At 62.6% G+C, this 15,114-nt stretch carries 13 protein-coding genes and 1 tRNA gene; 1 reads left to right on the top strand and 13 read right to left on the bottom strand.

The window, feature by feature from the left end:
• Positions 1-34 precede the first annotated feature (34 nt).
• From T31B1_RS15920 to rnr, 12 genes are all read right to left on the bottom strand, one after another.
• Positions 35-1,150 carry a response regulator gene (locus T31B1_RS15920; protein ID WP_353250513.1) on the bottom strand — a complete coding sequence of 372 codons (1,116 nt, stop codon included), beginning with the start codon at positions 1,148-1,150 and terminating at the stop codon, positions 35-37.
• 15 nt (positions 1,151-1,165) lie between these two features.
• On the bottom strand, positions 1,166-2,341 hold the full coding sequence (locus T31B1_RS15915) for an ATP-binding protein (RefSeq protein ID WP_353250512.1): 1,176 nt from the start codon (positions 2,339-2,341) through the stop codon (positions 1,166-1,168).
• Positions 2,338-4,860, bottom strand: a complete 2,523-nt coding sequence (locus tag T31B1_RS15910; protein WP_502951022.1) for an ATP-binding protein — start codon at positions 4,858-4,860, stop codon at positions 2,338-2,340. Before T31B1_RS15910 ends, T31B1_RS15915 begins: the two co-directional genes overlap by 4 nt.
• Before the next feature lie 95 nt (positions 4,861-4,955).
• Positions 4,956-6,383: a class I SAM-dependent methyltransferase gene (locus T31B1_RS15905; protein ID WP_353250510.1), complete on the bottom strand. Its 1,428-nt coding sequence runs from the start codon at positions 6,381-6,383 to the stop codon at positions 4,956-4,958.
• A gap of 248 nt (positions 6,384-6,631) precedes the next feature.
• Positions 6,632-7,699, bottom strand: a complete 1,068-nt coding sequence (alr, locus tag T31B1_RS15900; RefSeq protein WP_353250509.1) for an alanine racemase — start codon at positions 7,697-7,699, stop codon at positions 6,632-6,634.
• Entirely contained in the window at positions 7,696-9,054 is a 1,359-nt protein-coding gene (gene dnaB / locus T31B1_RS15895) for a replicative DNA helicase (protein WP_353250508.1), read from the bottom strand. Before dnaB ends, alr begins: the two co-directional genes overlap by 4 nt.
• Positions 9,055-9,160: 106 nt before the next feature.
• Positions 9,161-9,772: a 50S ribosomal protein L9 gene (gene rplI / locus T31B1_RS15890; protein WP_353250507.1), complete on the bottom strand. Its 612-nt coding sequence runs from the start codon at positions 9,770-9,772 to the stop codon at positions 9,161-9,163.
• A gap of 9 nt (positions 9,773-9,781) precedes the next feature.
• Positions 9,782-10,012 carry a 30S ribosomal protein S18 gene (rpsR, locus tag T31B1_RS15885; RefSeq protein ID WP_006914321.1) on the bottom strand — a complete coding sequence of 77 codons (231 nt, stop codon included), beginning with the start codon at positions 10,010-10,012 and terminating at the stop codon, positions 9,782-9,784.
• A gap of 10 nt (positions 10,013-10,022) precedes the next feature.
• Entirely contained in the window at positions 10,023-10,376 is a 354-nt protein-coding gene (rpsF, locus tag T31B1_RS15880) for a 30S ribosomal protein S6 (protein ID WP_353250506.1), read from the bottom strand.
• 132 nt (positions 10,377-10,508) lie between these two features.
• The gene (gene rlmB / locus T31B1_RS15875; protein ID WP_353250505.1) at positions 10,509-11,270 is read right to left on the bottom strand and encodes a 23S rRNA (guanosine(2251)-2'-O)-methyltransferase RlmB; all 762 of its coding nucleotides are present in this window, start codon (positions 11,268-11,270) and stop codon (positions 10,509-10,511) included.
• A gap of 90 nt (positions 11,271-11,360) precedes the next feature.
• The gene (locus T31B1_RS15870) at positions 11,361-12,074 is read right to left on the bottom strand and encodes a YiaD family glycine zipper/OmpA-like lipoprotein (RefSeq protein WP_353250504.1); all 714 of its coding nucleotides are present in this window, start codon (positions 12,072-12,074) and stop codon (positions 11,361-11,363) included.
• Positions 12,071-14,374, bottom strand: a complete 2,304-nt coding sequence (gene rnr / locus T31B1_RS15865) for a ribonuclease R (protein WP_353250503.1) — start codon at positions 14,372-14,374, stop codon at positions 12,071-12,073. Before rnr ends, T31B1_RS15870 begins: the two co-directional genes overlap by 4 nt.
• 97 nt (positions 14,375-14,471) lie before the next feature.
• Here rnr and T31B1_RS15860 point away from each other — a divergent pair.
• A tRNA-Leu gene (locus tag T31B1_RS15860) sits at positions 14,472-14,558 on the top strand.
• A gap of 98 nt (positions 14,559-14,656) precedes the next feature.
• On the opposite strand, the gene T31B1_RS15855 is transcribed toward T31B1_RS15860, so the two are convergent.
• Positions 14,657-14,956 (bottom strand): hypothetical protein, encoded by a 300-nt coding sequence (locus T31B1_RS15855; RefSeq protein ID WP_353250502.1) that lies wholly within the window; start codon positions 14,954-14,956, stop codon positions 14,657-14,659.
• Positions 14,957-15,114: the final 158 nt, after the last annotated feature.

Here is a 15,114-nt window from a genome sequence, read left to right as displayed (position 1 = left end):
CGCGCGTCGACGCCGGTCGGGCTTTGGCCAGGGGTCAGTCCCAGCCCTCGAGACGCACGAGCAACGAACTCAGCCACCCGTCCGGCGGTGCCGATTCGACACACGCGGCGCGTTCGGTCGGCAGACGAACACTATAGCCACGTTCGGTGTCGGCGCCGGTCACCGAGACCTCCCCGCCGAGATGATAGGCCAATAGATAAACGCTCAGCAGCGCCGCCTGACGCGTCCGATCGTCGTCCGGCGTATTCCGCCAGGACAAAAGCCAACCAGCGTGATCGTGAGAGATCGTGACGACCAGCGCATCGGGACCGGTGTTTGCGTTCGCGAGTGCGCGACACAGCCGCGCGACGCTGGCGTCATCGGTAACCCAGGTCCGTGCCCGGTCGGCGTCTTCGGCGTTTACGATCAAGCCGGCGGCTCGCGCCAGATCGACCAGCGCCTGACCGGTCGATGGCCGGGGTGGATTCGTTGGGGAGATCGTTTCCTCGTCGATGGCATCACGGACGTGCTCAACGATCGCGATCGACCGCTCGATCTCGAATTCGGTGACCTCCCACAGATCGAGTTGCTCGGCGGACGCCAGCGGCGCATCGCCGCCCGCCAGATGCGCCTCGAGAAAGGCCATTACTGCGCGGTCGCTGCGGGTCAGCCCACCCAGGCTATGGGCCATGATCACCAGATCGCGCAGCCGCCCCAGCTGAACCAGACGCTGCCATACGCTCATCTTCTCGCGCATCAGCGCTGCGCGCTCCTGGCGTAGCGTGAACATTTCCATGGCCTGGCGCAGTTCGGTGCGCAGCGTCTGGGTTTCCCATGGCTTGGTCAGGTACCGGAATATCTCGCCACGGTTGACCGCTTCGATGGCGTCTTCGAGATCGGCATAGGCTGTGGTCAGCATGCGCACGATATGGGGCCACCGGGCGCGCACCTTTTTCAGCAGATCGACGCCGGACTGGCCGGGCATGCGTTGATCGGTGATCAACACGCCGATCGATGCCCCCTCACGATCGAGGATGGCCAGCGCCTCGTCCACGCTGGTAGCCGTATGCACCGTGAACTCGCGGTCCACGAAACGACGAAAATACTTGAGTGCCATCTGCTCGTCGTCGACGTAGAGAATGGCATAGTCCGAGATCAGGGAATCGGTCATGGAGTGCGTGCCTTTCTAGAAAGCGGTCTGCTGGACCTGGCAGACGGGCAGCCACAGATCGAACTGGGTATAGCGTCGATGTTCGCTGTGGCAGTCGATATGGCCGCCGAAACTGGTAATCACCTTACGACAGAAGCCCAATCCAACGCCTGCACTATGTCGCGCGCCTGCAAAACTGGTGAAATCGTCGAAGATTCTGGGCAGGTGTTCTCGCTCGATGCCGATGCCGGTATCGCGCATATGCAGCCCGTTGTAACCCGCCCCACACCGCGTCCAGATCACGATCTCGCCCTGGCCGGCGGCCGCTATCGCCTGTAGCGCATTGCGCAACAGATTCTGCAGCACGAACACCATCAAACTGAACGAGCCCACGAATTCGAATCCCGGCCCCGGCGACCAGTGAACCAGTTCGCGTTCCCGTTCGCCGAAGGGAAAGTCTCGCAGTACGACATCGACACACTCGACCATGTCGCAGCGCTCGAACGCCTCGGCATCGATACGGTAGGCGCCGGCGTTGGCCAGCAACAGATCAATCAGCCCGTTGGCCCGGTCCGCCACCCGCTGCATGCCCAGCGCCGCCTGGGCGAGGACATCCCGGTGGCGCTGAGTCATCGGCTCGATCTCGGCGCCCGCCTGAATGGCCCAATCGTAGCCGGCCAGCAGACGGGGCAGATAACGCTCGATGCCGGTTGCCGCGGAATGGATGCTGCGCAGCGGGGTACGCATCTCGTGGGCGATATGGCTGGCCACCATCATCATGCCGCGCCGCCGCTCGGCCAACAGCGTCGCCTCGTACGCGCGGGCATGATAGACCTCGAGCGCCGAATGCAACAGCGTGCGCAGTTCGTCGAAGTCCCAGGGTTTGGTGACATAGCGCCAGATCTCGCCGGAATTGACCGCAGCGATCGCGTCTTCTATCTCGCTGTAGGCGGTGGTGAGTATTCGCACGATCTGAGGCCATTCATCCTTGACATGGCCCAGCAGCGTGACGCCGTCCTCGACGGGCATGCGCTGATCGGTCATCACCACGGCGATCTGGCTGTCCGGATCCGCCAGAATGAGCCGCGCTTCCTCGCCGCTGGCCGCGCAGCAGACATTCATGTCGCGCCCGAAGGCGCGCTCGAAGTATTTGCGGATCAGTGGCTCGTCGTCGATGAACAGCACCATGGGTGCGCCGTGAACCGAGCTCATCGGCTGGCCGCCGCCGTTTGCCGATCCGGTTCGGCTGAACCATCCGTGTCGACCGCGGCCGGCGTCAGGTCGAAGACGAACTCGGTCCAAGCGCCGGGCTGGCTATCGACCCGAAGTCGGCCACCATGATTGTTGACGATCGTCTGACATACGCTCAGGCCCATACCCATGCCCTGACCGACGTCGGCCGTGGTATAGAACGGATCGAAAATGCGCTCTCTGGCCGGCTCCTCGATCCCCGGGCCGTTGTCTCTCACGGCGACCAGAACGCGGCCGGCATGGCGACACGCGACGATCTTGACCTGACCGGGGCGTTGTTCGGACATCGACCTCAGAGCCTTGAAGGCGTTGGACAGCAGATTCACGATAACTTGGGTCACGTGGTTCTGCGAGCCCATGACCGACAGGCCGTCCTCTGTTTCGATGTTTACGCTGATATCCCCACGGTCATGGCTGAGGATCTGGTGCGCCGCACGGATCGAGCTCTCGAGATCGAACACGACGTTCTCGTTCTTGGACGGGTAAGCAAAGGCTCGAAGCTCCTTGACGATGCCGCGAATTCGTTGCATGCCATCGTCGACGTCGGCCAGCGTTTCAGACAGATCCGGCTCGTTCGCCACCGCCGGGTCGTTGCGTGCGAACTCCAATGCGGTGAGCGTGTAGTTCAACGGATTGTTGATCTCATGCAGCAGCCCGGCCGAAAGCCGTCCGAGTGCGTTGAGCTTTTCACTATGGATCAGCTGATGCTGGGTTTCACGCAGTTCGCCCACGGTGGCTTGCAGTTCCGCGTGGCGGCGGCGCAGATCCGCTTCCAGGTCCACCGAGCGGGCAAGATTCCGCAACCGCGTCTGCACCTCGATGCTGCTGAACGGCTTGGTCAGGAAATCATCGGCCCCGTTACGCAGCGCCATGAGCTTGGTGGGCTCTTCTGCGCGCGCGGTCAACAGCACGATGCGCGTCGACCAAAGGTCGGGATCGTGCTTGATCTGGCGACATACTTCTAGGCCGTCGATCTCGGGAAGCATGAGATCCAGGACCAGCATGTCCGGACGGTGCCGACGCGTCATCTCGAGCCCTTCGACGCCATTCGTCGCCACCAGGACCCGATATTCTTCGGCTAGCAGATCGACAAGATATCGACGCATATCAGGTTCATCGTCGATCACGAGTACGGTCTTGCCTGACCCGTGGCCAGCGACATCACCATGGATCGCGGATGTTTTCGCAGACAAGGCGTATTGAGATGTCGCGGCGTCGAACCAGTCGCTGGAGTTCAACGATGGCGGCGGGTCACGGTCTGGCTCGACCTGCCCGATCTCGGGCTCGGTCAAAGTCGGCAAACTGATTCGTACACAGGTACCGCGACCCAGCTCGGATGTCACCGATACCGAGCCGCCGTGACGTTCTGCAAATTCCTTGACCAGGGCGAGCCCGAGTCCCGTACCGGCATACTTGCGCGTTGCGGAGCTGTCTCCCTGACGAAAGCGCGCGAACATGTAGGGCAGATGCGCGGAACTGATTCCGATGCCGGTGTCTTCGACAGCGACCATGGCCGTACCGTCGCCGACGTCTACCGATACGTGGACCGTCCCCCCTTCGTTCGTGAATTTCAGGGAGTTGCCGATCACGTTAAACAGAATTTTCTCAAGCGCGCTGCGGTCCCCCGAGATATAAATGGGTGACCTTGCCGGCCGGTTTTCGAGCGCGATCCCGCGAGTCTGCGCCAACTGTTTCATGGCATGGACGGCGCCATCGATCAGCGTGTCAAGACGCAGCGGCCGCCGGTCCAATTCCACCTTTGCTTCTTCGAGGCGGATCACGTCCAGCAGGTCATTGACCAGGCGCAACAAACGAAGTCCATTCTGCCGTATCAGATCGAGCGATTCGGCAACTCCAGCCGGAAGACGCCGCTCGGCCTCCAGCAGGCGTTCGAGCGGTGCCAGGATCAGGGTCAACGGCGTCCGGAACTCGTGGCTGATGTTGGCGAAGAACTCGGACTTGACCCGGTCTAGCTCGGCCAGATCCCGATTGCGCAGATTCAATTCATAGTTGAGCCTGAACTCGGTGTAACGCCGTCGCCGGTTGAAATACACCGCAATCGCACTGATTACGGCCGTGATGATCATGAAATAGACGTTGTTGTAGACGAGGCCGGGATCTGCGCTCGGGCCGGTATGAACCAAGCCGGCGGTGAGATACAGGCACAACGTCAATACTGCGAGAATGATGGACTCGACGACCGTAAAGGGCATGACGAAACCCATGGCAAGAATCGCCAGATTCAAGCCGGCATAATAGGTAGAGCCGAATCCGCCGGCAGCATAGATCATGTAAGCGATAGCCAGCTGCGGAACCAACAGCCATGCCAGCGGCAGGACCTTTATATGCCGTATACCCCACGAGGTAAAGTGGAGCGCGAATATCGCCGCAATTGCAAAATCGCTGGCGATGCGCATGAGCATGAACTCGGACAGAAAGTTCGGATACACGAACAGATCCAGCGTGCCGCCCAGCGGCATCAACACCAACGCCCAAAGACAGCCAATCTTGGAAAATCTGATTCGCTCCGCTCGATCGGCGGTTTCCCAAGCGCTGGCAATGTCGGTCTTGAGACTCACCTCGCCGGCTCGTTCGCCTTGTCGATGGTCAGAAACACGTTCACACCGGTTTCGTCGGCAAACACGTCGTAGTCCTTGAACACGCGACCGAGTTTGCGCATGCCCGCTTCGTCACGGTAGACGAGATACCACTCCAACAGGTGTTCCATGCCATGACGCGATGGATTGCTCGGATGCACGTTCGTGACCAGCACCTGGCCGCCCGGAACGCACAGTTCGTGGAAGAGTCCGAGCAGTCTTGCACAGACCCGATCGGACAGGTAATCGAACAGGCCGGCGCAGTAGATGAGATCGAATCCCGGCTCCAAAGCCGTATCGGATGCGGATCGGCGTTGCGATGACGCCTGCTTGAGCAGTCCGTGTACGGACTGGTGCAGATAGCGTATGGCCGGTGTCGTACCGCTTTCCTGACTCGCGGTCTCGAGACACTCTCGCGTGTAGTCGAGCGTTTCCTGGCTGAAATCCACCAACGTGATATCGCAATGCTCGATAGCGCGGTAGCGTCGTATCAGGCGCTGCATTTCGATCGCCGGGCCACAACCCACATTCAGAATACGCAGCTGTTGCTCTGCCTCAACGTTACGCTGGCCTTCGATTCGACGCTTGAGCCAGTCCACGAGAATATCGATCCGGTTGCGATGGGCTTGTGCGGGTCCGGTCTTCAGATACAGCGTGTTGATGAGCTGAGCGTACACCGTAGGCCCCTCACGGGCATCGCGCAGCATCATGTTGACCATTTCGTAGTCTCCGGCGTAGCCCAATGGCTTGTGATACGCCCGGTGCACGAACGGCGCGCGCATGATCAACGGGTGAAGATCATCCTGCGCGTAGCGAATATGTGTGGTGCGAGACTCTTCATCGACAATCGATGCCTGGTACTCGAACTCTTGCAGCAGGTTCAGCAGAGGCGGTACGAGTTCTCTGACCAGGTCGGGGAACAATTCGTCGTTCAGCCCGGTCGCCACCTCGGCACGGTCCGCGCCGTAGAAATCCAGATGTTCGAGCCAGCGATTCGTGGCGCTGAGAAACGAGCGCAATCGCGAGACGCTGAGCTGATAGTCCGGCTGCAGCTGTTGATGCGACTGCCAGTCCGCGACGAAATCGGCAATCTTGCCCCGAATGGTCTGGCTGTCACCGGCCAGCCCGGCGAGCTCGGACCACGCGTCCAGCGGATTGGCTGAAACAATCAGCATCAATCCCGTGTTGACCAGCCCGCTGACGACCGCGCGACCCCGATAGATCACCCGATCGTCGCTGCGAATCTCGACGTGGTGAAGGACTTCGCTGAGCTGGACGATCGAATACGGGTTGTAGACTTCGAAGATCAGAGTGGATCTTGAAACCTTCACCAGATTGCCGCGCGCTCTCACGCCCTGACTGTTCTCGAAGACGATCAGGTCACTGAGGCTGTGCACCATGGCCACGAAACTGTACTCCCGCTACTGAATCCGAGCCCGGTTTGCGTATTCGCGATCGGGCCTCACATATCAGCTGGCATGTCCATCGGCGCCCGCGCTGCATCGGCCCTGTCTGCAATGTCAACGCCATTCCGGTTATGCCGCTGGCCGGCCGGCCCCCACCGCACCGTCTGGCCGCTGAAAACCGCCCATAGAATAGCGTGGTAGTTGCACGATCTCCACGACCCCAGCCACACAGGCAACAGCGGCCCGTCTCAGGCGAGGCTGAAACGCACGCGGGGCGTCAGTCGGCAGAACAGTTCGTAGGCAATCGTGCCGGCGGCCGCCGCGATCTCGTCCGCCGGTAGTCCGGGCCCCCAGAGGGTGGCACGTTCACCGATACGGACATCGGCCGCGCCGCGCAGATCCACAGTGATCATGTCCATCGACACCCGCCCGATCAGGGGCACCCGTCGGCCGCCGATCAGCACCGGTGTGCCACTGGGGGCATGGCGGGGATAGCCGTCGCCATAGCCGATGCCGATCACGCCCACGGGCATGGTCTCGGGGGTGCGCCAGGTTGCCCCGTAACCGATTGGCTCACCGGCGGCAATCGTCTGGCGGGCGATCAGCGGCGCGCTGAGATGCATTACGGGCCGGAGGTCGAGGACGTGTGCACTTCGGTCGTGTATCGGCGAGCTGCCATACAGCATGATTCCGGGTCGCACGACATCACCATGCGCATCGGGCCATGCCAGAACGGCAGCGGAATTCGCCATCGACCGGTCCCCGGCTCGGCCACGAGTGGCGTCTTTGAACGCCCTCAGCTGACGGTCGGTCAGTCCATCGTCGGGATCGTCCGCACAGGCGAAATGCGTCAGCCAGCCCATGATCTGGACACCGGGCAGAGCCTGCAGCCGCTGCGCGATTTCATCGGCGCGTTCGCAGGCGAAACCCAACCGATGCATGCCGCTGTCCAGCTTGACCCAGATGCGTATGGGCCGTCCGGCAGAGGCGGCAAGCGCCTCGACCTGCGCGTCGTGGAAGATCACGATCTCGAGCGCATGCTCGGCAGCGGTCGCACAGCTCTCGGCGTCGAGCATCTGTGAAAGTATTGCGATCGGCTGTTCGATGCCGGCCCAGCGCAGTTGCAGCGCCTCGTCGAGACTCGAAACCGCAAAGCCATCGGCCTGATGCAGAGCGTGGGCGACCGTAGTGGCTCCATGGCCGTAGCCGTCCGCCTTGACCGCGGCATACACCCTGCAGCCCGGCGCGTGGTCCCTCACCCGCTGGAGATTGTGGGCCAATGCGGCGCGATCGATAACAGCCTGGGCTCGGATCATTCGAGGAAGTCGTCGTCGTAGCGGTGATCCTGGAGATTCTCGAAGCGCGTGAAGTGCGACAGGAACGCGGTTCGGGCGGTCCCCAGGGGCCCGTTGCGCTGCTTGCCGATGATGATCTCGGCCACGCCCTTGTCGTCGCTGTCTTCGTTGTACACCTCGTCACGGTAGACGAAGATGATCACGTCGGCGTCCTGTTCGATACCGCCGGATTCGCGCAGATCCGACATGCGCGGGCGCTTGTTGTCGCGCTGCTCGAGCTGGCGGTTGAGCTGCGACAGCGCGATCACCGGCACATCGAGTTCCTTGGCCAGCGCCTTGAGCGATCGCGAGATCTCGGAGATCTCGTTGGTACGGTTTTCCTTGGTACCGGGCACCTGCATCAGCTGCAGATAATCGACGACCACCAGTCCGATGTCATGCTCACGCTTGAGCCGGCGTGCGCGAGCGCGCAGCTCACTGGGCGACAGCGCCGGGGTGTCGTCGATGAACAGCTTGGCGTTCTCGTTCATGATCCCGATCGCCGAGGTCACTTTCGGCCAGTCATCCTCGGTGAGCCGCCCCGAGCGCAGACGTGTCTGGTCGATCCGCCCCCACGACGAGATCATGCGAATGACCAGCTGCTCGGCGGACATTTCCAGAGAAAAGACCGCGGCCGGCACCTTCTCCTTGATGGCCACATTCTCGACGATGTTCATCGCGAAACTGGTCTTGCCCATCGAGGGGCGCCCGGCCAGGATCAGCAGGTCCGAAGGCTGTAGGCCGTTGGTCATCTTGTCGAACTCGGCCAGGCCGGTCGGTACGCCCGAGAACGAGCCTTCCTGGGCGACGAGCTTCTCGATACGATTGACCGCCTTGGTGAGCAGCGCATTCAGCCCCATCGGGCCTTCGCCGCCCCGCCGGCCCCGCTCGGCAATCGCGAAGATTTCCTTTTCAGCGGCTTCGAGAAGATCCGCCGCGGTCTGGCCCTGGGTATCGAACCCCATGGTGGTGATGAAATCGCCCGCACGAATCAGCTGCCGCATGATCGAGCGCTCGCGCACGATATCGGCATAGGCAGCGATATTGGCGGCACCGGGAATATCCGCTGCCAAACTGCCCAGGTACGGACCGCCGCCAGCTTTTTCGAGCAGGCCACGGCTGCGCAGCCATTCGGTGAGCGTGACCAGATCGCGCGGCTGGCCGGTATCGGCGAGATCCGCCAGTCCGCGGAACAACAGACGATGGTCCTCGCGGTAGAAATCGTCCTCGTTGATACGTCCGGCGACTTCGTCCCAGGCCCGTTCGGAAAGCAGCAGCCCACCGATCACGGACTGTTCGGCTTCAATCGAATGCGGGGGAAGCTTGGCTTCTGCCATGGACGCAAGACTCGCAGGACGAGGGGCTCACAAGTCTACGCAAGCCCCGACACAAAAAAAACGCCGCCCGGAGGCGGCGTCTTCAAGGATCGGACACCGGGCTCGATCAGCTGTCCTGTTCGCGCTCGTCGATCGGCGGATCGGCTTCGGTGCCGCTCTCGTCGGCCGGCTCGCCGGCCTCTGCGAGCAGTTCGTCTTCGACGTCCTCGGCGGTCACGTCGTCGTTGTCGACGTCGACGCCGCCCCGCGGCGGCATGTTGACGCCCATATCGGTCTGCTGGGCGACGACGATGGTCACCTCGGCCTCGACCTCGGCATGCAGCATCAGTTGGGCCGTGTAGTAACCCACGATACGGATGGTGCCTTCGGTGAGCGAGACCTCGCGCGGATCGACTTCGACGCCCTCTTCGGTGATCTTGTCCGCAATCTCCTGCGGACCGACCGAGCCGAACAGCTTGCCTTCGTCGGAGGCACGCATGGCGATGACATATTCTTTGTCGCGCAGCTTGTCTGCACGCGCACGGGCCCGATCCTCGCGCTCCTGGGAGGCGGCCTGCAGCTCGGAGCGGCGCTCTTCGAACACCGACAGGTTGGCCTTGGTGGCCGGCAGAGCGATGCCGCGGGGCATCAGGTAGTTACGGCCATACCCGGCACGTACGCTGACCGTATCGCCCAGATCGCCGAGGTTGCGGACTTTCTGTAACAGAATGACTTCCACGAGGGCCTCCTAGGACGAGTGACGGTCGGTGTAGGGCAGCAGCGCGAGGAAACGCGCGCGCTTGACGGCGGTCGACAGCTGACGCTGATAGCGAGCAGCCGTACCGGTGATGCGACTGGGAACGATCTTGCCGGTTTCGGTCACGTACTGCTTGAGGGTTTCGATATCCTTGTAATCGATTTCCTCAACGCCTTCGGCGGTGAACTTGCAGAAACGACGGCGACGGAAAAAACGGGCCATGGCGGACTCCTTAGCTGGCGGCCGACGACTTGCGGTCGCGGTCTTCGGCGTTCTTGGCGAGCGGGGACGGATCGGTATCGGCCTTGTGGCGAACGATCACCAGATGACGCAGGACCGCGTCGTTGAAGCGGAACGCATCTTCGAGTTCCTCGCGCGCGTTCTGCGAGCACTCGACGTTCATCAGCACGTAGTGCGCCTTGTGGATCTTGTGGATCGGATAGGCCAGCTGACGACGGCCCCAGTCTTCGTGGCGGTGGATCTGGCCACCGTCGCCCTCGATGATGCCGCGGTATTTTTCGACCATCGCAGGCACCTGTTCGCTCTGGTCCGGGTGGACCAGAAACACGATTTCATAGTGTCGCATTGTGTTTCCTTTCGGGTTGAAGCGCCCGGATCGGTTCATCCGCAACCGTGGCGCAAGGAATGACGACGCCGTGGCGTCGCAAGGCGCGGTATTCTAGAGACTCGCTCGAAACAAAGCAATGAACCCGCGCGCTCAGCTCGTGCCGTCGACCACCAGTCGCTGCCGCCTGGCCTCGAACAGCGCCACCCCGGTGGCAACCGATACGTTCAGGCTCTCGATCCCGCTGCTCATGGGAATAGCGACGGTCAGGTCGCAAAAATGGGCGGTGCGCTCACGCATCCCCCGCGCCTCGCCTCCGGCGACCAGCACGAGCTTGTCCGGCAGCGTCGTATCGTAAAGCGATGCAGGGGCCTCGCCGTCCAGACCGACGACCCAATAGCCCTCCGCCTGGAGCCGTTCCAGCGCGCGGGCAATATTGGTGACGACGACGAACGGCACCCGCTCGGCGGCGCCAGCCGCGACTTTCCGTACCGCCGGTGTCAGCCCGGCCGCACGTTTGCGCGGCGCGACCACCGCGCTGACCCCGGCCGCGGCCGCACTGCGCAGGCAGGCGCCCAGGTTGTGGGGATCCTGCACCTGATCCAGCACGAGCACCCACGGGCGTTCAGCACGGGCCAGAATGCCCGGCAGATCGGATTCCCGCAGTTCCCCGGCCAGCTCATAGACCGCGATACAGCCCTGATGACGGACGTCCGGCAGCATCGCATCGAGCGCCGACATGTCGGTACTCGACACCGGCACGGCGTGTTCGGCGGCCAGCTCACGCAGCGTCTCGGCGCGACCGTCGCGACGACCGTTGGCCAGCCAGATGCTCAGCGGCCTGGGCGAGCGTTCCAGTGCCGCCATGACGGCGTGGAAGCCGCCGATGAATGTCTTGTCCTGTGAAGCAGTCATAGCAGAATGCCGTCAGACGGCAGAAAGCCCGGCCGAGCCGGGCTTTCGCCAAAGGTGGAGGCCAACGAAAGCCAGCCTTCAAGTCCAGATTCAGCGGCCGAGATAGGGCGGCTCGGAGAACGCCTGCTGCTCCTGACCTTCGACGATCGGCTTGATCACGATATCGACCCGGCGATTCTCCGCCCGACCTTCAGCGGTATCGTTGCTCGCGATCGGCTGCGATTCACCTCGGCCCCAGGTCAGCAGCCGCTGCGAGTTGACGCCGCGGCTGCTCAAGAACTGCGCCACCGACTGCGCGCGTTGCTGCGACAGCTCCAGGTTGTGCTGTTCGCTGCCCGTGCTGTCGGTATGTCCCACCACGTGAATGGCGGTCTTGTCGTAGTCCTTGAGCACCGTCGCGATCTTGTTGAACGTGTTCTGCGCGTCCACCGACAGGGTCGAGCTGTCCACGGCAAACGATGCATCGCTGGCCACGCCGATCTTCAGTGCATCGTTGTCCAACCGCGTGATATCCAGCACGTCGCGCGCCTGCTCGGCCTGCAGACGGGTGTTGAGTTCTTTCTGCTGGTTATCCATGTAGCGGCCGGTACCGCCACCGGCAAGCGCGCCCAGCGCGGCCCCGATCGCGGCGTTGGTGCCCGATTTGTCGCCCAGCTGCGAGCCGGCCAGCCCACCGAGCACCGCGCCGACGCCGGCACCGATCTTGGTGCGGCGGTTCGGATCGCCCGCACAGGCGGTCAGAAACAGGGCCGTACAGAGCACGGCGACAACGGCGGTGACTGTAAGGGGACGGTGTCGCGTCATTTGCGCTTTCCTCTTTTTCCTTGACGACTTGATTTGCCGGCCTTGCCCGGCTTGCTGCGATCCGCACCTCGAGCCGGGCCGGGTTTGGAACGCTTGCCGGCCGCCCGGTCGGGTTCGACCAGTTCGAAATCGATCTTGCGCTCCTCGAGGTCTACCCGAGCAACCTTGACCTTCATCTTGTCGGCCAGCCGGTGTACCACGCCTGAACGCTCGCCACGCAGACAGCGCGACTGGGCATCGTAATGATAGAAGTCGTTCGACAGGCTGGAGACATGCACCAGCCCTGTGGCATGAATGCCATCGAGTTCCACGAACAGCCCGAACGATGTCACGCCGGTGACCGTGCCTTCGAACGTTTCGCCCAGCGAGTCGCTCATGTACTCGCACTTGAGGAAGTCGTCCACGTCGCGCGTGGCATCGTCGGCACGCTGCTCGGCAGCCGAACAGGTCGTACCCAACCCCTCCATCGCACCGACGTCGTAGTCGAACGTGCTCGGCTTGCGCTTGGCCTCGGCGTGCTTGATCGCGCGATGCGCCAACAGATCGGGATAGCGCCGGATGGGCGAGGTGAAATGGGCGTAGTTCTCCAATGCCAGCCCGAAGTGTCCGTCGTTGTGCGGGGAGTAGACCGCGCGCGACAGACTGCGCAGCATCACCGTCTGGATCAGATGGGCATCGCTGCGCTGGGCGACGGTAGACAGCACGCTGGCATAGTCGGCTGCCTGCGGATCGTTGCCCCCCGGCAGCGACAGGCCGCGTTCGGCCAGAAACGCGCGCAGGTCGACCAGCGCGTCGGCGGCCGGGCCGCTGTGTACGCGATACAGCAGCGGCATGCGCTTTTTGCCCAGGTACGTGGCGGTGGCCACATTCGCCGCGATCATGCACTCTTCGATGATCTTGTGCGCGACATTGCGCTCGGCTGGCACGATACGCTCGATCTTGCGATCTTCGTTGAACAGGATCTTGGATTCGCTCGTCTCGAATTCGATCGCGCCACGCTCGCGCCGCTGGGCCAGCAGCACGTCGTACAGGCCTTTCAGATCGTCGAGCGGTTTTTTCAGCGACGCATGTTTTTCAGGCAGGTTGTCCGGGTTCTCGAGCCAATCCGCCACTTGTTCGTACAGCAACCGCGCATGTGAGCGGATGACCGCCGAGTAGAAACGGGCCGAGCGCTGATTGCCCCGCTTGTCCAGCCGGATCTCGCAGACCATCGCGAGCCGGTCGACCTCGGGATTGAGCGAACACAGGCCGTTGGACAGCGCCTCCGGCAGCATCGGGATGACGTTGTTGGGGAAATAAACCGATGTCGCGCGCCGCTGCGCCTCGTCATCGAGCGCGGTGCCCGGCTTGACGTACGACGAGACATCGGCGATGGCCACCCACAGACGCCAGCCGCGCGGCGTCTTCTTGGCATGAACGGCGTCGTCGAAATCCCGTGCGTCGGCCCCGTCGATGGTCACCAGCGGTAGTTCGCGCAGGTCGACGCGACCGGCCTTGTCCGCCTCGGCCACGTGATCGCCAAAGCGCGCGGCCTCGTCGAGCACTTCGTCGGGCCATTCGTAGGGAATGCCGTGTGAGCGTACGGCGATATCGATCTCCATACCCGGCGCCATGCGATCACCCATGACCTCCACGACTTCGCCGATCGGCTGAGCGCGCTTGGAGGGCGGCTCGACGATCCGGACCGAAACCATCTGGTCATGGACGGCGCCGTTGCGCGCAGCCTCCGGCACACGGATATCGTGGGCGATGCGTGCATTGTCCGGCACGACATGACATACGCCGCGTTCCTCGACAAAACGGCCGACCACCGTCTCGTTGACGCGTTCGAGCACTTCAGCGACGCGCCCTTCCCGCCGACCGCGCTGATCGCGACCGACGATGCGCACCACGGCACGGTCGCCGTGCATCAGAAGGCGCATCTGGCGCGGATTCAGGAACACGTCGTCCTGTTCGCCGTCATCGGGCACGAGGAAGCCGAACCCGTCGCGATGCCCCTGGACGCGTCCGCGCACCAGATCCATCTTGTCGAGCGGGCCCAGCGCGCCGCGCCGGTTTTCCAGTAACTGCCCGTCGCGCAGCATCGCGCGCAGGCGATGGTCGAAGGCTTCAAGGGCCTTTTCGTCCGCCAGCCCGTAGAGCTCGATGAGCTCACCGCGGGTCATTGGACGGGATTGTTCGGCCAGGTCGTCGAGTACCAGCTGTCGGCTGGGCACGGGCTCCGCGTAGGCGCCTTTTTCCTGACTGTAGTGGGGATCACGGTCGCGCCAGTCGCCCGGCGCACGCTTGTTCTTACTCAAAATATTGCTCCATAGGCGCTCACGATACCGCAAAGGCGAAAACGCACAAGTAATGTTTGACAAACCCCGGACGCGCCAGTAGATTACGCGCTCCGCAGCCCAGGTGGCGGAATTGGTAGACGCGCTAGCTTCAGGTGCTAGTGAGCTAACGCTCGTGGAGGTTCAAGTCCTCTCCTGGGCACCAGAATGCAGAAAAACCCGCCTCGTCGCGGGTTTTTTTGTGCGCGACGTTCGCAGCGGCGAGGTGTCGTCGACGACGCCGGCTGAGACGGACGGCCGCCATCAACAGGGCAGGATATCCAGCTCGGCCAGCAGTTCGGTAAAGGATTCGGACTGACCGACGACATGACCATCTACATCGACGGCCCGATACTCACCTCGGCGGTCGCGGCTGAGTGTCAGCGGCTCCCAGTCGTTCGGGTCGACGATATCGATGACCCGATAGTCACCACGCTCGCTGGCCTGGGCATGCCATCCGCACCATCCGCCGGGGTAACGGAATGCCGCCAACGCATGCGTGAGCGTTGCAATATCGCCGGCTTCGAAGCCGGCCGAAGCTACAAACTCCGAAACAACCGCCACCGAGCATACCCTGTAAGTAGATCGACCACCCCTCTATCGGCCGAGCGCGTGGTAACTGAAACCAAGCCATCGCTCGGGTTCGTCTTAACCCACGTGTCGAGACAACCGAGCCACACTTGGACCATACCGCTCACCGAAGGTGCCCGTGAACGATGCCG

Origin of the sequence: Salinisphaera sp. T31B1 (genome assembly GCF_040361275.1) — a bacterium.
Taxonomy (GTDB): Bacteria; Pseudomonadota; Gammaproteobacteria; order Nevskiales; family Salinisphaeraceae; genus Salinisphaera.
This window is presented reverse-complemented; position numbering and strand designations above follow the sequence as displayed.

Bases quoted from the DNA above. Each gene is read 5' to 3' on its own strand.
- T31B1_RS15920 (WP_353250513.1), bottom strand. From the start codon at position 1,150: ATGACCGATTCCCTGATCTCGGACTATGCCATTCTCTACGTCGACGAC.
- T31B1_RS15915 (WP_353250512.1), bottom strand. From the start codon at position 2,341: ATGAGCTCGGTTCACGGCGCACCCATGGTGCTGTTCATCGACGACGAG.
- T31B1_RS15910 (WP_502951022.1), bottom strand. From the start codon at position 4,860: ATGCCGCTGGGCGGCACGCTGGATCTGTTCGTGTATCCGAACTTTCTG.
- alr (WP_353250509.1), bottom strand. From the start codon at position 7,699: ATGATCCGAGCCCAGGCTGTTATCGATCGCGCCGCATTGGCCCACAAT.
- dnaB (WP_353250508.1), bottom strand. From the start codon at position 9,054: ATGGCAGAAGCCAAGCTTCCCCCGCATTCGATTGAAGCCGAACAGTCC.
- rpsR (WP_006914321.1), bottom strand. From the start codon at position 10,012: ATGGCCCGTTTTTTCCGTCGCCGTCGTTTCTGCAAGTTCACCGCCGAA.
- rpsF (WP_353250506.1), bottom strand. From the start codon at position 10,376: ATGCGACACTATGAAATCGTGTTTCTGGTCCACCCGGACCAGAGCGAA.
- rlmB (WP_353250505.1), bottom strand. From the start codon at position 11,270: ATGACTGCTTCACAGGACAAGACATTCATCGGCGGCTTCCACGCCGTC.
- T31B1_RS15870 (WP_353250504.1), bottom strand. From the start codon at position 12,074: ATGACGCGACACCGTCCCCTTACAGTCACCGCCGTTGTCGCCGTGCTC.